The sequence below is a fragment of the Hyphomonas oceanitis genome, from assembly GCF_036964545.1.
Lineage (GTDB): Bacteria > Pseudomonadota > Alphaproteobacteria > Caulobacterales > Hyphomonadaceae > Hyphomonas > Hyphomonas oceanitis.
In genome coordinates, this window is sequence record NZ_JBALTL010000001.1 from 589,151 (window position 1) to 609,990 (window position 20,840).

At 62.2% G+C, this 20,840-nt stretch carries 20 protein-coding genes, 1 tRNA gene and 2 riboswitches; of the genes, 8 read left to right on the top strand and 13 right to left on the bottom strand.

Features of this window, described 5'->3' with window-relative positions:
• Positions 1-50 precede the first annotated feature (50 nt).
• The 5 genes from V7651_RS02965 to V7651_RS02985 form a co-directional block, all read right to left on the bottom strand.
• Entirely contained in the window at positions 51-455 is a 405-nt protein-coding gene (locus V7651_RS02965; protein WP_335612097.1) for a DUF1489 family protein, read from the bottom strand.
• Between the two features lie 22 nt (positions 456-477).
• On the bottom strand, positions 478-1,215 hold the full coding sequence (locus tag V7651_RS02970) for a hypothetical protein (protein WP_335612098.1): 738 nt from the start codon (positions 1,213-1,215) through the stop codon (positions 478-480).
• A gap of 122 nt (positions 1,216-1,337) precedes the next feature.
• Complete coding sequence (locus V7651_RS02975; RefSeq protein ID WP_335591791.1) at positions 1,338-2,618, bottom strand: amidohydrolase family protein; 1,281 nt, start codon at positions 2,616-2,618, stop codon at positions 1,338-1,340.
• Positions 2,615-3,985: an amidohydrolase gene (locus V7651_RS02980; RefSeq protein WP_241766864.1), complete on the bottom strand. Its 1,371-nt coding sequence runs from the start codon at positions 3,983-3,985 to the stop codon at positions 2,615-2,617. The genes V7651_RS02975 and V7651_RS02980 overlap by 4 nt, the downstream gene beginning before the upstream one ends.
• 103 nt (positions 3,986-4,088) lie before the next feature.
• Entirely contained in the window at positions 4,089-4,451 is a 363-nt protein-coding gene (locus tag V7651_RS02985) for a hypothetical protein (protein ID WP_035535616.1), read from the bottom strand.
• 140 nt (positions 4,452-4,591) lie between these two features.
• On the opposite strand from V7651_RS02985, the gene V7651_RS02990 reads away from it, so the two are divergent.
• Positions 4,592-5,959 carry an acyltransferase family protein gene (locus tag V7651_RS02990; protein WP_035535613.1) on the top strand — a complete coding sequence of 456 codons (1,368 nt, stop codon included), beginning with the start codon at positions 4,592-4,594 and terminating at the stop codon, positions 5,957-5,959.
• A gap of 5 nt (positions 5,960-5,964) precedes the next feature.
• On the opposite strand, the gene gcvPB is transcribed toward V7651_RS02990, so the two are convergent.
• The 5 genes from gcvPB to gcvT are packed head-to-tail and all read right to left on the bottom strand — an operon-like array spanning position 5,965 to position 10,832.
• Complete coding sequence (gene gcvPB, locus V7651_RS02995; protein WP_335612099.1) at positions 5,965-7,536, bottom strand: aminomethyl-transferring glycine dehydrogenase subunit GcvPB; 1,572 nt, start codon at positions 7,534-7,536, stop codon at positions 5,965-5,967.
• The gene (locus V7651_RS03000; RefSeq protein WP_335612100.1) at positions 7,533-7,925 is read right to left on the bottom strand and encodes a hypothetical protein; all 393 of its coding nucleotides are present in this window, start codon (positions 7,923-7,925) and stop codon (positions 7,533-7,535) included. The genes gcvPB and V7651_RS03000 overlap by 4 nt, the downstream gene beginning before the upstream one ends.
• Positions 7,925-9,268, bottom strand: a complete 1,344-nt coding sequence (gene gcvPA, locus V7651_RS03005) for an aminomethyl-transferring glycine dehydrogenase subunit GcvPA (protein ID WP_335612101.1) — start codon at positions 9,266-9,268, stop codon at positions 7,925-7,927. Before gcvPA ends, V7651_RS03000 begins: the two co-directional genes overlap by 1 nt.
• 3 nt (positions 9,269-9,271) lie before the next feature.
• A complete protein-coding gene (gcvH, locus tag V7651_RS03010) occupies positions 9,272-9,664 on the bottom strand; it encodes a glycine cleavage system protein GcvH (RefSeq protein WP_335612102.1) in 393 nt (130 codons plus the stop codon).
• A 10-nt stretch (positions 9,665-9,674) separates the two neighbouring features.
• Positions 9,675-10,832 carry a glycine cleavage system aminomethyltransferase GcvT gene (gene gcvT, locus V7651_RS03015; protein ID WP_335612103.1) on the bottom strand — a complete coding sequence of 386 codons (1,158 nt, stop codon included), beginning with the start codon at positions 10,830-10,832 and terminating at the stop codon, positions 9,675-9,677.
• A 54-nt stretch (positions 10,833-10,886) separates the two neighbouring features.
• A riboswitch (glycine riboswitch) is annotated at positions 10,887-11,013 on the bottom strand.
• A 1-nt stretch (position 11,014) separates the two neighbouring features.
• Positions 11,015-11,107, bottom strand: a riboswitch (glycine riboswitch).
• A gap of 188 nt (positions 11,108-11,295) precedes the next feature.
• On the opposite strand from gcvT, the gene V7651_RS03020 reads away from it, so the two are divergent.
• Entirely contained in the window at positions 11,296-12,636 is a 1,341-nt protein-coding gene (locus V7651_RS03020) for a sulfatase-like hydrolase/transferase (RefSeq protein WP_335612406.1), read from the top strand.
• 14 nt (positions 12,637-12,650) lie between these two features.
• Here V7651_RS03020 and argS read toward each other — a convergent pair whose 3' ends face one another.
• Together argS and V7651_RS03030 are read right to left on the bottom strand one after the other, a co-directional pair.
• The gene (argS, locus tag V7651_RS03025; RefSeq protein WP_335591798.1) at positions 12,651-14,420 is read right to left on the bottom strand and encodes an arginine--tRNA ligase; all 1,770 of its coding nucleotides are present in this window, start codon (positions 14,418-14,420) and stop codon (positions 12,651-12,653) included.
• A gap of 3 nt (positions 14,421-14,423) precedes the next feature.
• A complete protein-coding gene (locus tag V7651_RS03030; RefSeq protein WP_335612104.1) occupies positions 14,424-14,981 on the bottom strand; it encodes a hypothetical protein in 558 nt (185 codons plus the stop codon).
• A gap of 112 nt (positions 14,982-15,093) precedes the next feature.
• Between V7651_RS03030 and ispH the strand changes: the two genes are divergently transcribed.
• Positions 15,094-16,041: a 4-hydroxy-3-methylbut-2-enyl diphosphate reductase gene (gene ispH, locus V7651_RS03035; protein WP_335612105.1), complete on the top strand. Its 948-nt coding sequence runs from the start codon at positions 15,094-15,096 to the stop codon at positions 16,039-16,041.
• A 128-nt stretch (positions 16,042-16,169) separates the two neighbouring features.
• Positions 16,170-17,801, top strand: a complete 1,632-nt coding sequence (locus V7651_RS03040; RefSeq protein ID WP_335612106.1) for a DUF389 domain-containing protein — start codon at positions 16,170-16,172, stop codon at positions 17,799-17,801.
• Here V7651_RS03040 and V7651_RS03045 read toward each other — a convergent pair.
• Complete coding sequence (locus V7651_RS03045) at positions 17,798-18,349, bottom strand: NADPH-dependent FMN reductase (RefSeq protein WP_335612107.1); 552 nt, start codon at positions 18,347-18,349, stop codon at positions 17,798-17,800. The two genes, V7651_RS03040 and V7651_RS03045, sit on opposite strands and share 4 nt — an antisense overlap.
• A gap of 287 nt (positions 18,350-18,636) precedes the next feature.
• Between V7651_RS03045 and V7651_RS03050 the strand changes: the two genes are divergently transcribed.
• The 4 genes from V7651_RS03050 (at position 18,637) to V7651_RS03065 (ending at position 20,835) form a co-directional block, all read left to right on the top strand.
• Positions 18,637-19,014, top strand: coding sequence for a hypothetical protein (locus V7651_RS03050; protein WP_035535591.1), 378 nt, complete (start codon positions 18,637-18,639; stop codon positions 19,012-19,014).
• A gap of 110 nt (positions 19,015-19,124) precedes the next feature.
• A complete protein-coding gene (trhO, locus tag V7651_RS03055; RefSeq protein WP_335612108.1) occupies positions 19,125-20,066 on the top strand; it encodes an oxygen-dependent tRNA uridine(34) hydroxylase TrhO in 942 nt (313 codons plus the stop codon).
• Complete coding sequence (locus tag V7651_RS03060) at positions 20,063-20,710, top strand: glutathione S-transferase (RefSeq protein WP_335612109.1); 648 nt, start codon at positions 20,063-20,065, stop codon at positions 20,708-20,710. The genes trhO and V7651_RS03060 overlap by 4 nt, the downstream gene beginning before the upstream one ends.
• Before the next feature lie 48 nt (positions 20,711-20,758).
• Positions 20,759-20,835, top strand: a tRNA-Pro gene (locus V7651_RS03065).
• Positions 20,836-20,840: the final 5 nt, after the last annotated feature.

Consider the following 20,840-nt stretch of genomic DNA (forward strand, 5'->3'; position numbering starts at 1 on the left):
CGCTTAGCGGGCAGCACTAACCTTGTCGATGGGATCGTTCGGAGCGGCGCCTACCAGACACCTGCCTGTTTCAAGGCCGCGTCGAGATCAGGCGGAATGTCCAGCGCCGCTTCGCCGGTCTTCAGATCGCGCGGTGCATCAGTGGGCTTCAGATAGCGCCAACCCTGAAAGGGCCGCTTGGCCTGGGCATATGTGCGGACAAGGTTCGGATCAAACACCAGTTCGCACATGTCGCGGCCCGTCTCGTCGGCCACGGCGCGAATGTCGATAATGCGCTGGCGCACCCGGATGGCCCGCTTGATGACCCAATAGATCGAGCCGCCATCGAGCATTTCCTCGGCGCGCTTGGGGCTCATGCGGGTGTGGTGGACCGGGTTGTCGCGGCGCTGCATCTGACGCGTCTGCCAGTCCGCCAGGTCCTCGACCGTCTCGGCGCCTACGCTCAGTTTCACCATGTGAATCGTCATGGTGAGGAGTCTAGCGTGCCGGGCCGCTCAATCCAGTCATCAATTGCGGTTTGGCTGCGCGTTCGTCTTCAAATGCCTTCTGCGCCTCGGCGCTCGCGAAGAAGAAGTCCACTTTCACGATATTGGCCGAGTAGCGCCGTTCAATCTTCCGGAAGGCCGCGCGCGCCTCAAGCTCGATGGAAAACCCCGAAACATAGCTCATGCCCCAGCGCGGTTCGGTGCGCAGGAAATAGCTCTGGTTATACTTGGTCAACGTGCCGCCTTCAGGCCCTGCCACGGGCTTTGGCAACATGTAATCGATCCTCAGGAAGCGCTCGCCAACCGGGTCCAGCCAAGCCGCCGCCTGCAGTCGCTGCGCCGCCCAGACATCAAACTCGCCATCATTCTTAGACGGCGTGTGCCGGAACGAAATCTGCCAGGCATGGCCCTCATCATTCACTTGCACACTGCGCCCGAGGCTCGCACGCAGATCATCGGGAAACAGCCGACCGTCCGGCGCCGATTCCGCCGCCCAATTGGCCGCCACCTCTTCCAGCTCATCATCCTCGCCCTGCCAGTCGACGACCTGCCAGCGCTCGGCGCCTCTCTTGCGGGGATCAAAGGCATAAACGCGGCGGGCATGGTCACTGCGCAATTCCACGGTGAAGGCGGCCCGCAGAGTCTTCGGCGCTTCGGTTGCCGACAGGGCCTCGTCCATCGGACCCGACCCCGTCACCATCGTAAGCGCCATCAGCAGTGCAAGCCACATAGATCAAACCATCCCAATTCAACTTATCACCCTATTTGCGGCAACCATGCGGCAAACGGGTCAAAAAGCCTCGCAAGCGGCCATCCTAGACCGCGAAGGATTTATGGGAGTTGAACAGACAGTCAGGGCCTCACATAGGCCAGCGGGCGTTCACGCTCGTCGAGTTTGAGATAGCGATCCCGCAACTCGCTCTGACGCGTCACCATGGATTGTACCTCGCCGTCGATCATTACGACATCCGGATTTGAAGTAACTTCCAGCGGGTCGCCGTCCCACACAACGATATCCGCGCGCGATCCCGGGCCGATCACACCCAGCCCCTGCAGGCCGAATATGGATGCTGGCGCCGTCGTCAGCGCCTCCATCGCATCCTCGTGCGACAGGCCGTTGGCTACAGCATTGCCGGCGATCTGCATGGCAAGGCGCGCATTGTGCGTGGCATCACTGATCGCCGCGATGGCCACCGTGACACCAGCCGCCCGCAGACGCGCCGCATTCTCCCCGGTCGCGCCGAGCCGTTCGAAGCTCTCGGGCAGGTTCGAATAGGAATCCACGATTACCGGAATGCCTGCCTTGGCGAGGCGCGGCGCAACCCGCCAGCCCTCGTCCGCGCCAACAATAGCAATGTCGAGATCCTTGTTGGCCTCGGCGAAATCCATGATGGCGTTGAGGTCGCTCGCCTTGTTCGCCTCGATCAGGATCAGTTGCTGGCCCTTGGCGGCCGGCACCAGCGCGGCCGCATCCACGCGGTCCAGCGCAGTGCCTTCATTGCTTGCGAGATAGCGGCCCGGATAGGCCTTCGCATCGTCCAGCGCAGCGCGCAGCTGTGCCCACGCCGCAGGCCGTGACCCGCCTGCCAGCGACGCCCCGTGTTCGCCCATCGAAACAAGCAGGAAGGCCTTGCGGTCAATCTCCGTATCCACAGAGCCGCTGGTGTCGGCGATAAAGCCCTGTCCTGCAAACAGGTTTGAACTGGCTTCCGGCGCAACAACAATCCGCGTGATGCCTTCAACCCGCGTCACGGCAATCGCCGTCGTGTCCGGATTGAAGCCGTCAGCGGCATCGAGCGCGACGGAATAATCGGAATCCCCGGCAGACGTGTCATCGGTCGTATTCTCGGCATCGACTTCAACAATCCCGATCCGCGAAAAGGCCGAGATGATTCCCGGCGTCACCCATTTGCCACCGGCATCAATGACCGTCGCTTCCAGCGGCACGGGCGAGCCTGCCTTGTCGACTGACACGACACGGCCCTTGTCGATGACGATAACGCCGCTGGGAACCGTGCCCTGGCGCGTGCCGGTCCAGACCTTGCCGCCAACAATCGCAACGGGTTCGGCCGTGACCGGAAGCGTCAGGCTCGCAACAATCGCGATGAGGCTGGCTATCTTGCGCGCGCTCATTTCAGGTCTCCTTCACCGGGTTGGCCAAGCTCGAAATCCGATACCGGGCGATGGGCCGCGTCGCTCCGGTCATACATGAGGGCGCCATCAATATAGACTTGGTCGGCCTTGCTGTAGACGCTGAACGGATTGCCGGACCAGAGCACCACATCGGCCATCTTGCCAGGCACAAGACTGCCGGTCCTGGCGTCAATTCCGAGCGACTTGGCCGGGTTGAGCGACAGCCACTGCCACGCTTCCTCCTCCGGAATGTTGATGCCGATTTTCTTTCCATCGGCCCATGCCTTGGCCGCTTCCTGGTTCAGGCGCTGGATGCCAACCTCGCTGTCGGAGTGCACGATGGCGCAGGCACCAGCCTTGTGCACCAGCGGGATGTTCTCCTTGATGCCGTCATAGGCCTCCATCTTGAAGCCCCACCAGTCGGCCCACATGGACGAACAGGCGCCATAGTCCGCCAGCTTGTCGGCAATCTTGTAGGCCTCGACGGCATGGTGGAAGGCCGTGACCTTGTAGCCAAATTCCTTCGAAATATCCATCACCTGCGCCATCTCGTCGGCGCGGTAACAGTGCATGTGAACGAGGATGTCGCCGTCGAGCACACCCTTCAGCGTGTCGAGTTCAAGGTCGCGCGTCGGGGCATCACCGCCTTCTGCTTCGTACTTGTCCCACTTGCGTTTGTAGTCGGCCGCCTGGATCCAGGCCGCGCGATAGCCCGCGACGTTGCCCATGCGCGAATAGGGCGCGCCGCCCGGATAGCGCCCGCCGCCATAGCCATAGACACGCTTCGGATTCTCGCCGCACGCCATCTTCAATGTGTAGGGCGCGCCGGGAAACTTCATGCCCTGCACTGTGCGGCTCGGTACGTTCTTCAAAATGACACCGCGACCGCCAAACAGGTTGGCACTGCCCGGCAGGATCTGCAGGGAGGTAATGCCGCCCGCCAGGGCGCGCGTGAACCCGGGGTCTTGCGGCCATACACTGTGCTCGACCCAGACTTCTGCCGTCACGGGCGCAGAAATCTCGTTGCCATCGCTCAGGGAGCTGACACCCGGCGAAGGATAGGCCCCAAGGTGGCTGTGATTGTCGATGATGCCGGGGGTCACCCAGCGGCCGGATGCGTCGATCTTCTTTGCATCGGCCGGCGCTTCTAGGTCCTTGCCAATGGCCGAAATCTTCCCGTCCAAGATGAGCAGGCTGCCCTTCTCGATGAGCGCACCCTCGCCATCAATGATGGTGGCATTGGAGATAAACACCGGCTCGTTCGGGTAGGCCGCATAAGTCGACGGAAACGGGTCCTTCGGAACCGTGATCCTGTCTTCCTTATCGGCCTCTTTTTTCCCGCCGCACGCGGCCAGTAAAAGGGCCATGCAAAGCACGCCCGCCAGAGAAACTCGGTTCATTTGCTTCAGCCCCGCTTACAGCAATCAATTCTGGGGCAATTGTCCCTAGATTTGCCTGAGGGGCAAGGGCCTATGCCTTACGCGAGGCCTTCCTGGGTGTAACTTTCTTCTCGCGCCCAAATACCAGCTTCATAAGCCAGTTTGGGGCGAACCGCTCGACCTGTGGATGGCGGACGAGAACGCCTTCCATCCAGCGATGCCCCCAGACCGAGTTGCGACCCAGCAGGATCACGCCGAGGATGCCGAAAGGGAGGCCGATGGGGATCAGCGGCGTCATGATGCCGATCGGAATCGACAGGGCAATCATGAACAGGCCGATCAGCGCCAGCAGCTGGCGGAACGCGGTGTTGAAACCGGAACGCAATGCAAGAACCGGCTTGGCGGCCGGCAGGGAGGATGTTTCGGTCATGTCGGTCGCTTCGTCGTCAGCCATTCGCGGATGATATGGGGTTTAATTTCGGTCCAGCCAACGAAATCATCAGGATGTGTTCAAAGTCTGGCAACACCGTTACCCGATTGCTACAAACACGAGAATTATTGCTGTCTTTTGCGGCAACCGGGCATGAGGACGGCATGAAACTACAGTCCATCCAGATCCTGCGCGGCATCGCGGCGCTGCTCGTGGTTGCTTATCATATCCGTGCGCAGGAAGTCCTCGCCATTGGCGGCAATGGCCTTAGCGAAATGCCGTTCCTCAACGGCTTCGTGAACAATGGCTTTGCCGGCGTCGACCTGTTCTTCGTCATCTCCGGCTTCATCATGGTCTATGTCACCGACGGCGTGCGTCCGGGACTCAAATCGAGCCTCGATTTCCTGTTCGCCCGTGCCACCCGGATCTATCCGCTCTGGTGGTTCTTTTCAGCGCTGATGATCACAATGATGATCGCCTACAACCTGCTCGGCTTCGGCGCCAATTGGGAGCGCGCCCTGCAGGGCCAGCCGATGGTACCATACCTTTTCAAATCCTTCTTCCTGATCCCCCAATACGCCTTCCCGCTGCCGGCCGTTGGCTGGACGCTCGTGCACGAGATGTATTTCTATGCGGCCTTCACATTGATCCTGCTCGCGCCGCGCCGCTTCCTGCTGTGGATCCTGCTTGTGTGGGGCCTCGTCATAGCGGGAGGCGCGATGGTCGGCATGTCGAAACCGCTGGCCATCGACTACGCCTCGCTTGTGCTGTCTCCGATGACAATGGAATTCATCCTTGGCGCCGTGGTCGGTGTCGCGGTCGGCTCCGGAGTCGCGTGGCGTAGCGGCTTGATGACACTGGTCGCCATCCTCTGGCTCGCAGGGTCGCTGACATTTCACCGCCCGGACGATTTAGCCCTTATTACATGGAATCGGATCATCGAGTTCGGCCTGCCCTGCACCCTTCTAGTCTACGGCTTTGCCACGCTTGAACTGTCAAAGCGGCAAGCCTGGCTCGTGCCGGCCGGGATAGGCGCATTGACCGCCGCGATGATCAGCTTCCTCTATGGCCTGCCGGCTGACAGTCCCTTCGACCAACGTGCTGGCGCCGCGATCGTGACAGTTCTTGTCGGCGCCGTCGCAATGATGGCGTCACTCTGGTTCGGCTGGCTCGGTGGCCAATCCATGCCCAACCGCCTGCGTCGCACGACGCCGTATTTCGAGGCCTGCTACAAAGGCCTCGCCCGGCTCGGCGACTGGTCCTTCTCGCTTTACCTCTGTCATGTGATCCTGCTCACATTGACCCGGCTCGCTTTCGGCTTCCTCGGAGATATCCCCGCCCTGGCACCCATCTTCCAGCTCGGCCACAAGGGCCCACTGGACAATATTGCCTTGGTCATGGTTTGCCTTGCCGCTTCGATCATCGCAGCAGGGCTTTCCTATCGCCTCATAGAGCGACCGATGATTATCGGTTTCTCAGGGCTGCGGGAGCGCCTGTTCCATAGCGACCCCACCAAGCCCCAAGTGGGCTGACGCACCTACTCGGCCGCGACGGTATCAGACGTCGGCGCCGTCCACTTCAGGATCGGCTTGCGCGCCGCCCGCGTCTCATCAAGCCGCTTGGCCGGGGCAAGATAAGGTGCACCTTTCAGCGTCTCGTCACCCTGCGCGGCGCGGCGGGCAATCGATTCCAGCGAGGCGCAGAACTGGTCCAGCGTCGCCTTGCTCTCGGTCTCGGTCGGCTCGATCAGCATCGCGCCATGCACCACCAGCGGGAAGTACATGGTCATCGGGTGATAGCCCTCGTCGATCAGCGCCTTGGCGATATCGAGCGTCTCGATGCCGTCCGCCGTGAACGCATCCGAGAACAGCGCCTCGTGCATGCAATAGCCCTCGAAGGCAGGCGTCATCACATGCTTCAGCTTGGCCGCGATATAGTTCGCGTTCAGCACGGCGTCCTCGGCAACCTGTTTCAGGCCGTCCGCGCCGTGGCTGAGAATGTAGGCCAGCGCCCGCACGAACATGCCCATCTGGCCATGGAAGGCGACCATCCGGCCAAAGCTCTCGCTCGCCTCGCCGTCCATGTCTTCGACCAGCGAATACACGCCGTCTTCGTTCTTCACCACGAAGGGCACCGGCGCATAAGGCGCCAGCGCTTCGGAGAGGACAGTCGGGCCCGAGCCCGGCCCGCCGCCGCCATGCGGTGTGGAGAAGGTCTTGTGCAGGTTGATGTGCATCGCATCGACGCCGAGGTCGCCCGGACGCACACGGCCGACGATGGCGTTGAAGTTCGCGCCGTCGCAATAGAAGTAGCCGCCCGCCGCGTGGATCAGGTCGGCGATCTCCTTGATATCGGTCTCGAACAGACCGCACGTATTCGGATTGGTCAGCATGATGCCGGCCACGTCATCGGTGCGTTCCAGCTTCGCCCGCAGCATGTCCATGTCGACGCGGCCGCGCGCATCCGCCTTGATCTCGTCCACCTCGAAGCCGCACTGCACAGCCGTTGCCGGGTTCGTACCATGCGCCGACATGGGCACCAGAACCCGCTTGCGTGTCTCGCCTTCGCCTCGCGCAATCAGCGCCTGACGGATCGCCAGCATGCCCGCCAGTTCGCCATGTGCGCCCGCCTTCGGGCTCATCGCCACGAAAGGCATGTTGGTCAGCGTCTTCAGCCAGGTGGCCAGCTCGTCGATCAGTTCCAGCGCGCCCTGCACGGTCGCCTGCGGTTGCATCGGGTGGATGTCACCAAAGCCCGGCAGGCGCGCCATCTTCTCGTTGAGGCGCGGATTGTGCTTCATCGTGCAGCTGCCCAGCGGGAAGAAGCCGAGGTCGATGGCATAGTTACGCTGTGACAGGCGCATGTAGTGGCGCACCATTTCCGGCTCCGACAGGCCCGGCAGGCCGGTCGCCACTTTGCGCGCCACGCCGCCAAGGCGGCCCGTCCGGTTCTTCGGCGCTGGCAGGTCAACACCCGTGGTCTCACTGGTGCCAATCTCGAAGATCAACCCCTCAGCCTGCAACAGCCCCCGCGAGCCGGACACGGTCTCGATGGCGGACACGGAAGTCGAAGTCGGCGCCGTGGGGCGGCCCTGGTTATTCATGGTCATGATAGTGCTCCCGAACGTTCTAGTTCTCTCACGCAGTCTAGGATTTTAACCACCGAGCTGAATTTCCAGACTACCGCGATATCGGATTGTTTGGCAGGATTTGAGCCAGCGTTTCTGTATACATTGAACGCAGTACTGGAGGCTTCGTCAGAGTGTTTTTCGGTAGCAAAACTCTGTATCATCGGCTCGTTTTTGCTAGCGAACTTAGGTTCAAATCCAAACAACAGCTGGCTCTTGTTGAACGTGTCGGGATCATAGAACACAAACCATTGCCCTGCTTTTCGTGCCCTAACGCCATACTGCACGTCCTTGCGTTCATTAAAGCCAAACCCATCAAACTGCTTCTCGATTTCTGACCGCTGCGGATGAGGAACGAAAACTCTACTCATCACACAATCTCCTTCAGCGCCGCGGCATAGGCGGCAATATCTTCCGGTGTCGTGCACTCTGTCGCGGCGCAGATGATCACGTCGCCCATATGCTCGGCCGGGAAGAGGCGGCTTGCCCTCACGCCGCCAACAACGCCCGCTTCGTCGAGCATCGCCAGCACAGCTTCGGCATTCATTGGTGTACGGAAAGAAAACTCGTTGAAGAAACGCGGCGTCAGGATTTCCACACCTGGCACAGCTTCCAGCGCATCGGCCAAGTCACATGCCGCTTCATGGTTCAGCAGCGCCAGGCCTTTCAGGCCTTTGTCGCCCAGCAGCGTCATGTGCGCCGTGAAGGCCAGCGCGCAGAGCCCGGAATTGGTACAGATATTCGACGTCGCCTTGTCGCGGCGGATATGCTGCTCGCGGGTCGACAGCGTCAGCACGAAGCCGCGCTTGCCGTCGGCATCCACAGTCTCACCGCACAGGCGCCCCGGCATCTGGCGCACCAGTTTCTCGGTACACGCAAAGAGGCCCACATAGGGCCCGCCAAAGCCGAGCGGCACGCCAATCGACTGCCCCTCGCCCACGGCAATATCCGCGCCCATCTCACCCGGAGGCGTCACGAGGCCAAGTGCGACGGCCTCAGTGAACACGGATACGAACAACGCCTTCTTCTCGTGGGCGGCATCGGCCACCGCAGACAGGTCCGTCACCGTGCCGAATATGTTCGGGCTCTGGCCGATTACGCAGGCGGTCAGGTCATCCGCCGCCTCCGCCAATGCCATCTCGCCATCAACCGCGACTGGCAGCTGCACAACTTCCAGCCCCTGCGCTTCGCAGAGCAGTTTCGTCGCCGCCGCATAATGCGGGTGCAGGCCGCCCGAGAGAATGACTTTCTTCCGGCGCGTCACGCGGCAGGCCATCACGGCCGCCTCGGCGCAGGCCGTCGAACCGTCATACATGGAGGCGTTGGCGACATCCATCGCCGTCAGCGCGGCCACCTGTGTCTGGAATTCGAACAGGGTCTGCAGCGTGCCCTGCGCGATTTCCGGCTGGTAGGGCGTGTAGGTCGTCAGGAATTCAGACCGCTGGATCACCATGTCCACGCTGGCCGGAATGTGGTGCTTGTAGGCACCTGCCCCGACAAAGAACGGGCCCGACGAGGCCGAGCGGTTCTTCGCTGCGAGTTTCGAGAGATGGCGTTCAACAGCCATCTCCCCCTGATGGTCCGGCAGGCCGGCCACCTTGCCACCAAGGCGGGCCGATTCCGGCACATCGCCATAGAAGTCATCCGCGCTTTTGGCGCCGATCACTTTCAGCATGGCCTTGCGGTCGTCATCAGTCAGGGGAAGATAGCGCATGGATTAAAGGCCTTTGCAGAATTCGAAATAGGCGTCCTTGTCCATCAGGCCGGACAATTCTTCGCCATGCGACAGGCGGATCACGCAGAACCAGCCTTCGGTCTCGGGGTGCTCGTTCACGGTCTCCGGCTTGTCGGCCAGCACCGCATTGGCATCGACCACTTCGCCGCTAACCGGTGCGTACACGTCCGATGCGGCTTTCACACTCTCGACGACGGCCATGTCGTCGCCCTTCTTGAACACCTTGCCGACTTCAGGCGTCTCGACGAACACCACGTCGCCCAGCTGCTCGGCGGCAAATTTGGTGATGCCCACTGTGCCGAGTTCGCCATGGACGGTCACCCATTCATGTTCCTCGGTATAGAACGTCACCTGTTCGGTCAGTTTCGTGCTCATAATCTTTGCCCTATCGCTTGTAATTGTGTGGAACAAACGGCAGCGCGACCACTTCGCCCGGCCGTGCCTTGCCTCTGACCATCAGGTCGATTTTCGTGCCCGGCGCCGCATGGGCGACCGCGACATATCCCATGGCGACCGGATGATCGACCGTCGGCCCAAAGCCGCCGGACGTCACAACGCCCACCACTTTGCCGTCAATCTCAATCGCGGTGCCTTCCCGGGCCGGTGCGCGCTCCAGCGGGCGGATGCCCACGCGCTTCTCGGCCACGCCGTCCTGTATGCTCGCAAGGATACGCGCGGCGCCGGGGAAGTCGCCCCCCTCGCGGCGTTTGCGCTGGATCACCCAGCCAAGGTCTGCCTCGATCGGGTCGCGCGACGGGTCCATATCATGCCCGTAGAGGCAGAGACCCGCCTCAAGCCGCAAACTATCGCGCGCACCAAGGCCGATCATCTCGACCCGCTCATCCGTCAGCATCTCGTCGATCAGCGGCAGGCCCGCGGCCGGGCTCACCAATACTTCGAACCCGTCTTCGCCCGTATAGCCGCAGCGCGACACGATGCACCGTGTCCCGTTCAGCTCGAACGGCATGTGGTGCATGAATTTCAGCTCTTCGCACCCGGGGAAGAAGTCGCTCATCACATCGACGGCTTCCGGCCCCTGCAGCGCAAACAGGATGCGGTCATCGGCGCGCGTCAGCACGGCCTTGCCTGCCAGCGCTTTCTCGAAAATCGCCCAGTCCTGTTCCTTCACCGCGCCATTGACGACGATGTAGAGGCTGCCCTGCGCCTCATCGCCCAGCGGCCGCGTGATGATCAGGTCGTCGAGGATGCCGCCCTCGTCGTTCAGCAGGACGGTCAGGCGCGCCTGGCCCTGTTTCAGGCCGGTAATGTCGCTCGGCACCAATGTCTCAACCAGCGCGGCGATCTTGGCATGTGCCTCGTCACCGCCGCCAATGCCCTCTTCCAGCGACAGGAAGCAGGGACCCATATGGCTCACATCGAACAGGCCCGCATGGTTGCGTGTCCATTTGTGCTCGTCCATCACGCCCATCGGGTATTGAACGGGCATTTCATAGCCCGCGAACGGCACGAGCTTGGCGCCCAGCTTTTCATGCAGGTCATAAAGCGGGGTGCGCTTCAGGTCGTCGTGTGTGTCATCAGCCATGGCGCCATCAATCCAAAGGGTGACGGATCGGCCCATGGCCGAAATACCGTCGCCCCCGCTGTCCTGGGCGCCTGAGAGATTCCGCCCTCTCTTCAATCGACTAGGCTCATCCTGAGCGAAGTCGAAGGACGAGCCAAGGCTTGCTCCTTCGGCGAGGCCTCGAAGGCCTCTTTCCAGCGTGTTGACCCTGTCCGGTCCTTTTGCCTGAGCGTTTCCGGGGCGGTTGCGCCTTCGGCGGCAGCCTCTAAGGACTGCTCTCTCCCGGGACAGGGTTTGAATTGATTCCGGAACTAGACCGAATTCAGCCCCCCGGCAAGTCGGGACTATGCCAGCTATCGCCCTATCCACACTGTGCCTGCTATTCGATCACCTGCCCCGCGGCATCCGCCATGATTAATCGGCTTTTAGGGGTTATGAGATAACACGCCTGTCAGATGGATGGCTTTGGCAGATATTGGTGACAATGCTCACAACCACGCGAGCACCGGCAGCCGACAAGGGCTATGCGCTTTTCTCGCGCAACGCTCTCCTGTTCGCGCTCTTCGCAGTCGTCATCCCGAACGTGTTGTTCCTGCTCGTCGCGCCCTTCTATATCGCCTCGCGACTGATCTCGCCCCTCCTCTTTCTCGCGGCAGGCATCGCCGGCCTCTTCCTGCCCGCCCGCCTGACCTTCATCCTGTTCCTGCTCGCGGCGCTCATCGACCTGACCCTGATGGTCATGATGGCCTTCCATCTGCCCTTTGATGTGGCGCTGGATTCGCTCAAATACTCGGCCTCGATCAATCCGGCCAAGTCAGCGCTCTATGTCTGTATTGTGCTTGTTGTCACGGCGACGTCGGCGCTGTCGGCCTGGCTGATCAGCCGGAACCGGGCGGCGCTCCGCCAGGCCTCGCTGGTCCCCGCCCTGCTGCTGGCAGCCGCCCTTTCCGGTGCAGACCTCGCGTGGACACAGCCTTACTTCAACAAGCCTGACGTCCCCTTTCAGAGCGCCCGCAAAATGTCCGGCCTCAGCGCGGACGCAATTATCGGTGAGCACGCCAACCTGCTGATCGTCGTGGTTGAGGGCATGGGCGCCTATGCCGACCCGGAAGCACGCCAGCTTCTGACATCGGTCCTGACCAAAAACCTCCCCGAAGGCCGCTTCAGCGTCGAAGACGGCCAGACCTATTATTCAGGCTCCACCACCGGCGCCGCGTCGCGCGAGCTCTGCGACCGCTGGGGCGACTATATCGACTATCTCACCGGCGCCCCGACCGACAATTGCCTGCCGAACCAGCTGGGCGCGGCCGGCTATGACACGATCGCCTTCCACGGCTTCACGATGGACATGTTCCAGAGGGACAAATGGTACCCGCGCATTGGCTTCCAGAAAATGGAATTCATGGACCAGCTAGAAGTCGAACAACCGGAACACTTCGTGCAGCGCTGCGGCAGCGTGTTTAATGGCCTCTGCGATGCGGATGTCGGCAAGGCCGTTCACGCGAGACTTAAGACCGAACCGGATACGCCCAAATTCATCTACTGGCTGACGCTCAACAGCCACATCCCCTATGTCGACAGCCCGGAAGATACGATGGGCTGCCGGTCCGACACACCGAAAATCCGCAACAAGACAGTGTGCGAACTGACAAACCTCTGGGCGATCGTGTTTGAAGAAGTCAACGAGATCGCGTCTGACCCGGATCTCGCCAACACGGACATCCTGATTGTTGGCGACCACCATACGCCCCTATGGGAGCGCGCCGCGAAGGATGATTTCGTGCTCGGCAAGGTCGACTGGATCCTGCTGCGCCACAACGACTGACGTAAGGCTCACCCTTACATCCGCTCAGGCACCTCGATACCAAGAATGCCGAGACCCGCTTCCAGCTGCTTCAGCACGGCACTCGCCAACGCCAACCGGCTTGCCCGCAGCGCAGGGTCGCTTTCATTGGCAATCGGAAGCGCGCCATAAAACGCACTGAACGCCTGGCTCAGGCCATAGACATGTTCGCACAATATGTGCGGCATCCGCTTTTCGCGCGCGCCCAGCAGCGCCGCACCGAAACCATCCAGCGCCAGTACCAGTGCGCGCTCTGCATCATGGCCTACGGCAATCTCGCCCGGCGCATTGCCAGCCGCTTCCGCTCGCCGCAGCAGCGACTTGATGCGCACGGCGGCATACATCAGGTAGGGGCCCGTCTTGCCTTCAAAGCTCGTGAAGCGGTCGAGGTCGAACACGTAATTCGTCGTGCGCGTGTTTTGCAGGTCGGCAAAGCGCAGGGCCGCAACCGCGACGAGCCGCGCGACATTCGCCCGCTCGTCGGTGCCCATGTCCTCCGGCAGGTTTGCGGCGCCAAGCTTTCGGTCGGCCTCCTCGAACGCCATCGCGTTCAGGTCAGCGAGGCGCAGCACGCCGCCTTCGCGCGTCTTGAACGGTTTGCCGTCCGGCCCGTTCACTGTGCCGAAACCGATATGTTCCATATGGCCTTCGTCGATCAGGCCCACGAGTTCTGCCGCGCGGAACACCTGTTCGAAATGCAGCGCCTGACGCTGGTCCACCACATAGAGCATGCGCTCCGGCACCGGATGCATCGTGCTCATCCGGTCCTCGATCGTCGCCAGATCGGTCGTATGATAGCCTGTGCCGCCGCGCGAATTCAGCAGCATGACCGGCGGCATCTCTTTCTTGTCGCTCTCCTTGGCGACATGCACGATCAGCGCACCATCGCTTTCCTCTGCGAGGCCAGCGGTGCGGAACTGTTCGATCAGGCCGGGGATCAAATGGTCCACATCGCTCTCGCCCTTCCACAGGTCGAACGAGACGTTCAGGAACGCATAATCCACCTTCAGCGCCGCCACCGATACATCGATGAAATGCTTCAGCAGCGCGCGATAGCCGGGCCGTCCCGCCTGCAGTTCGGCCACGGCATTCTGCGAACGCTGGTTGCGCTCTGCATCCGCCTTCGCCTTGTTGCTCGCGGCGGGATAGAGCCGCCCGAGATCCTCAATCGTGACAGGCGGCTCTTCCGGGTAAGGCCCGGAATAATTGGAATCGAAATAGATCAGGTCCGGCTGCTCGTCGTGAAGCTCCGTGACGAGGTGGCCCATTTGCAGGCCCCAGTCGCCAAGGTGGGTGTCAGACGTCACCCGGTCGCCAAGGAAGCGCAGAAGGCGCTGCAGCGTGTCGCCGATCACCGCCGAGCGCAAATGGCCAACATGCATGGGCTTCGCCACATTCGGCCCGCCAAAGTCGATCACCGTCACTTGTGCGTCCGGCGCCATCTCCGCGCCCGCCAACGCATCGGCCAGCACGTCAGCTGCGCGGCCCGAGAGCGCCGCATCCGATACGCGAATATTGATAAAGCCCGGCCCGGCCACCTCTGCTGAAAGCACCAGCGGATAGGCCTTCAGCGCATCTGCCACGGCGGCGGCAATCTCGCGCGGGTTCTTGCCAGCCGCCTTGGCCGCGCCCATCGCGCCATTGCACTGGAAGTCAGCCAGTTCCGGCTTGTCCGAGCGGCGCACCGCGCCCCAGCGTTCCTCCAGCCCCATGGCGGAGAAAGCGGCGCCCGCGGCCGCCGTCAGGTCTCTCGTCAGGCTGGCCATGGTCTACTTTTCGGCGTTGAGCAGGAAGCGCTTGCCCGCGCGGTTGAACTCAAGCTGGTCCGCTGACAGGTCGAAGCCGACAACGATCTCGAAGTTTGTTCCGGCAATCGATTCATCCAGGCGCGGGATAAGGATCTTGCTGAAGGATTCCGTCTTCCCGTCCAGCTTCTTGCCGTTGAAGTCGGCGTCCACATTGTAATATTCCTTGGCCAGAACCTTGCCGTTCCGGCGCGTGACCGCGACGAAATACGGATAGGTGTGACCGTCCTGGTCGGCCGCAGGCCCCTTGCCGAAGGCGAAGTCGACTTCCAGCTGTACATCCAGCGGGTCCTTGCCGGCATAGCGGCAGAAGCTGCGCACATCGGTGATTTCGGCCGTATAGGCGATCTTGTTATAGGTCTCGTCAGAAGGATCAGCGAACTGGACATAGCGCGACACATCATAGAGCGAACCCACCGGTGGGCAGGGTCCTGCATTCTGGCGCGTATCAAACGCTTCGGCCACCTTGGACTGGCAACCGACAATGAGGACAACGGCGATGAGAGGTAAAAGTTTGCGCATGCGTCGGCGTGTCCTTACTTGGCCTGTAGAAAGGGCCTGTCCATCTGTAGCTGGAGATGTGTTAAAGGGCTCGGCGCCTTGGCGCAACGCTGCAGAGGCAGGAGATGATTAAATGAGCGACAGACCCGCCCTGACCATTCGCCTTGCCGCCCCCCGCGGTTTCTGCGCCGGTGTGGACCGCGCGATCCAGATTGTCGAGGAAGCGCTGAAGAAATGGGGCGCGCCCGTCTATGTGCGCCACGAGATCGTCCACAATGCCCATGTCGTTAGCCGGCTTGAGGCCATGGGCGCTGTATTCGTTGAAGAACTGGATGAATGCCCCACCGATCGCCCGGTCATCTTTTCGGCCCACGGCGTGCCGAAATCCGTGCCCGCCGAGGCCGCCTCACGCCAGATGATCTATGTCGACGCCACCTGCCCGCTCGTCTCCAAGGTCCATGTCGAGGCCGAACGCCACAGCAATGAAGGCCGCGAGATCGTCCTGATCGGCCATGCCGGCCACCCGGAAGTCATTGGCACGATGGGCCAGCTGCCAAATGGCGCCATTACGCTGATCGAAACCGTCGACGATGCGGAACGATTCGTACCGAAAGACCCGAACAACCTCGCCTTCGTCACCCAGACTACGCTATCTGTCGACGATACGGCCGATATCGTGGCCGTGCTGCAAAGCCGCTTCCCGGCCATGTCGGCGCCCCATAAGGAAGACATCTGCTACGCCACGACCAACCGGCAAGACGCCGTGAAAGTCCTCGCGCCCGGCGCCGGGCTCGTCCTCGTCATCGGCGCGCGCACCAGCTCCAATTCCGTCCGCCTGGTCGAGGTGGCCCTGCGCGCCGGGGCCGCCCGCGCCGAACTCATCGCCAGCGCCGAGAACATTGACTGGTCCTGGTTCGACAGCGTCTCCACGCTCGGCCTCACCGCTGGCGCCAGCGCCCCGGAAGACCTCGTCCAGGGCGTCATCGACGCCTGCCGCGCCCGCTTTGACGTCACCATGGACAGCATTGAGACCGCCAAGGAAACGGTGACCTTCAAGCTCCCCCGCGTGCTCGCAGACTAGACTCCCAGCACCATCCGGGCGATGCAGCCTGCAAACCCAGACATAAACTATCCGGTCTACGCTAATGAATGCGTATGGTTTTTGATGTAAAGCCGTCAGACCCTCCCGGACGAAGAGATACGAAAACCATGGCCTTTGACAAAACCACCGCTGTCGAAAACCTCGACACATGGCGCCGGCAGGCCCGCGTCTTTTTCAAACGTCTCGGCCGCAAGATCGACCATGAAGCCGTCGTCGACCATGCCTGCGAGGAAGGCCAGATCTCCGGCCGCTACGCCTTCATGGCCGTCATGTCCTGCGCCATCGCCACACTCGGCCTGCTACTCTCCTCGCCAGCCGTCATCATCGGCGCCATGTTGATCTCTCCCCTGATGGGCCCGATCATGCTGATGGGTTTCTCGCTCAGCATCCTCGACCTCGCCGCCCTGCGCCGCGCCATCTTCACCATGGCCCTCGGCGTGCTCGCCGCCGTCACCATATCTTTCCTCATCGTGCGCCTGTCGCCGCTGACAGAGATCACGCCCGAGATCATCGCCCGCACACGGCCGAACTTCTTCGACCTGCTCGTCGCCATCTTCTCGGGCCTCGCCGGCGGCTATGCCGTTATTCAGCGCAAGGGCGAAACCATTGTCGGCGTCGCCATCGCCACCGCCCTGATGCCGCCGCTCGCGGTCACGGGCTACGGCCTCGCCGTCGGTTCCATGGCCGTCGCGGGGGGCTCCTTCTTCCTCTTCATGACCAACCTGCTGGCCATCGCGCTCTCGGTCACGGTCCTCTCGCGCCTCTATGGATTTGGCGCCGATCATGGCTCGCGCAGCACGATGTTTCAGAGTGCAATGGTCCTCACTGTGTTCGCCGCCCTCTCACTCCCTCTCGGCATCGCCCTGCGCGACATTGCCTATGAGGCCACTGCCATCAACACGGTGAAGGACGCCCTGCTCGACCCGTTCGACGATAACGAGGCCCGCATCTCGGACGTCTCGGTCCAGTTTCCAAAGCGCGAAGACATCCGCGTCGACGCCACCATCCTTACCCGCACCCGCGTGCCGGACGCCGCGAGCCAGCTCACCGCAGAGCTGACCAAACGCCTCGGCCGCCCGGTGGACATCAATCTCGGCCAGGTTCTCATCAACGAGGACAAGACCCTCGAAGCCGAAGCCTTCCTGCGCATGGCCGACACATCCATCGCCGCGCCGCTGCGCGCCGAAATCTCGCGCCTGCAGACCTTCGGAGAGCTGCGCCAGACCGAGACAGAGCTGCGCGCCGCCATCCCGTTCGAACTCGCCGCCGCCGATATCAATGCCGATGCAAAAACCGCCACGCTCATGGCCGCGCCGCATGACGGCCTGTCGATCTCGGCCTATCGCACGATGGAAGCCGGTCTGCAGACGAATTTCCCCGAATGGAAAATCCGTCTCGTGCCGCCCGTCAGCGAACTCCCGCTGATCAATTTCGACAATGGCGAAGCGGTCCTTTCGCCGGAAGGTGAAGCCGTTCTGGGCAACAGTATCTGGGCACTCCAGCACTGGTCCGTCACGACAGTCGAAACTGTCGGTTATGCCTCCACGGCGGGCGAGCTGCGCCGCTTTGACAACCAGACCCTCGCCTATCGCCGCGCTGCTGCCGTCGCAGAGCGCCTGACCCAGGCTGGCATCGCCGCCACCCCCATCGGCGAATACCGCGCCTATCGCCAGACCGCCGACGAGAAACAGCTCGGCTACCAGCGCTTCCAGACCGTCCTTATTCGTCCCGGCTCTTAAGCGCCTGCAAAGGCCGCAAACCCGGCCACGAAATCGCTAAGCTTCTTGCGGGTTTCGTCATCCGTCAGGTTGCCCTCGCTATCGAACAGGCCCGATGCCCGCGACACCAGCAGCCGCCCCTCGAACCAGGGTCGCATGCCCAGCGTGCGGATCACCGGCAGCCAATGGTTCTGCGACAGGATCGTGCCGAACCCGCCCAGCGACGCACCGATAATCGCCACCGGCTTGCTGCCGAATATCTCGCCAATCTCCGAGGCTGGCCGCGACGTCCAGTCCACCGCATTTTTGAACACACCCGGAATCCCGTTATTGTATTCCGGCGTCACCAGCAAAACGCCGTCAGCCGCCCGGATCGCATCCTTCAACGCCGTCACCGGCGCTGGAATGCCCTCGGCCGCTTCCACATCCGCATCATAAAGCGGAATGCCGTGCAGCGTCGTGCCGCTAACGGTCACGCCCTCCAGCGCCAGCGCCTCAGCGGCCCGCACCAGCCCTGAATTATAAGACGCCTTCCGCAAGCTTCCTGATATGGCAAGGATATGGGTCATCGGCAGGTCTCCTGAATTATCCCCCCTTCTCTAACCCGGAACCATGGCCAAGCCCATCATCAACTCCTCAAAAGCCCCCTCTCCCCGTGGGAGAGGGGGTTGGGGGTGAGGGGGCACCCAAGTCTCCACCCAAGACATACGTTTCAGCGATGCCCCTGAACAGAAGTCGTTGCGGCCAATCCTGAGCGCCTCAACATCGCTACCCCTCACCCTCGATCCCTCTCCCAATGGAGAGGGAGGGCACGAACTTATCCAACCCCAAACCGTCCCGGCGTATAATACGCCCAATGTCGGACTACAGCCTCTTCCGCCCCATGCAGGGCCTGCCTTGGTACTTGCTCGCCATCTGGCCACTGATCTATTTCAGGATCCAGCGCCTCATGGCGTGGTTCCAGGTCAATGGCGGGCCCGGCTCTCAAATGTTCTGGGGCCTCAGCAAGACAGGCCGCGTTGTCCTCATTCGTGCATCTGACGACCTGTCCGGGCATCGTTCGGGCTGTTTTCGGGCACCGGTGTCGCCTCGGCTGAGGCTTGCCCTCACAGACGAAACCAGCAGCCCGTGTCCCCTGCGCAGGCAGGGGCGGCGAATCCCGGCCAGTCGCACGCCCGCACCTCTGCCCGCGCAGGGTGTGCGGGCTTACTTGCTGCCGCTGCCGCATACCTGACCGCGAACCCAATCCCGAAAAGCCAGCTCCCACCCCCAAGCGCCCCCACAGGCGTCATACGTGCAGCCCCTTATTCAAATTCCCGCCGCGATCTGCCATAAGCGGCAGCCATGACCTTCAAAGTTGCCGCCTTCTACAAATTCTTCGCCCTGCCGGACTTCGAGTCCCGCCGCGCACCTCTGGCCGAAACGCTGGAGGCGTCAGGCGTCAAAGGCACGGTCCTCCTCGCCACCGAAGGCGTCAACGGCACCATCGCCGGCACAGCCAAGGCCATCGATACGGCCCTTGCCGCCATGCGCGCCCTGCCCGGTTGCGAGACGCTGCAGGCCAAGTTTGCCGAGGCCGACGAGATGCCCTTCCTGCGCCTCAAGGTCCGCCTGAAGCGCGAAATCGTCTCCATGGGCGTGCCGGGCACAGACCCGAACGCCATCGTCGGCACCTATGTCGCGCCCGAGGCCTGGAACGCGCTGATCTCAGACCCGGACACCGTCCTCATCGACACGCGCAACGATTATGAAGTCGCCATCGGCACATTCGAAGGCGCCGTGGACCCGAACACCAAGACCTTCCGCGAATTCCCGGACTGGTTCCGCGAATTCCGCGCCAAGCTCGAATCCGAAGGCCGCAAGCCCAAGGTCGCCATGTTCTGCACCGGCGGCATACGCTGCGAAAAGGCGACCAGCTTCGTCAAGGCCGAGGGCATCGACCACGTCTTCCATCTCGAAGGCGGCATCCTCAAATATCTCGAAACCGTGCCCGAGCAGGACAGCAAATGGCAGGGCGAATGTTTCGTGTTCGACGAGCGCGTCTCCGTCCGGCACGATCTCACGCCCGGCTCCTATGACATGTGCCATGCCTGCAAACGTCCGATCACCGAGGCCGACAAACAGCACGCGGCCTTTGAATCCGGCGTCTCCTGCCCGCACTGCATCAGCGAAATGACAGACGACCAGCGCGCCCGTTTTGCCGAGCGCCAGAAGCAGATCGACCTCGCCAAGGCCCGAGGTGAAAAGCACATGGGCCCGGAGGCACGCCGGAGCGAGGACGCATGAGCCTGCCCATCCTCTATTCCTTCCGCCGCTGCCCCTATGCCATGCGCGCCCGCCTCGCCCTCGCGATCAGCGGCCTGGACATCCGCATCCGCGAAGTCGTGCTGCGCGACAAGCCCGCCGCCATGCTAGCCGCCAGCCCCAAGGGCACCGTTCCTGTCCTCGTCCTGCCGGACGGACAGGTCGTCGACGAAAGCCTCGACGTGATGAAATGGGCCCTCGCCCGGAACGATCCTGAAAACTGGCGCGGCGCCGACAGCGCCGAAACCAATGCGCTCATCAAGCAAAGCGACGGCCCCTTCAAACACGCGCTCGACCGCTACAAATACCCAAACCGCTATGACGGCGTGGACCCGGAGACCCAGCGCGCCGAGGGCTTGGCCATCCTCGCCGAATGGAACGCCCGTATAGCCTCGTCCGGCGGCCAGCTCCTCGGCGCCAAGCGCAGTCTCGCCGACATGGCCCTCTTCCCCTTCGTGCGCCAGTTCGCCGCGACAGACCGGGAATGGTTCGCAGCCCAGTCCCTGCCCGCATTGCAGGATTGGCTTGCCGGCCACCTCGCCAGCCCGCTCTTCAAATCCATCATGACCAAGCACGCCCAGTGGCAACCGGGCGCCGAAGAACCCCTGCTCACAGTGGCCGGCTGACCCTCTTGAATTTTCCTGCGGCGGGCGTAAATACGCCGCTCTTCGGTTCGGAGTGTGGCTCAGCCTGGTAGAGCACTGCCTTCGGGAGGCAGGGGTCGGAGGTTCAAATCCTCTCACTCCGACCATTCAA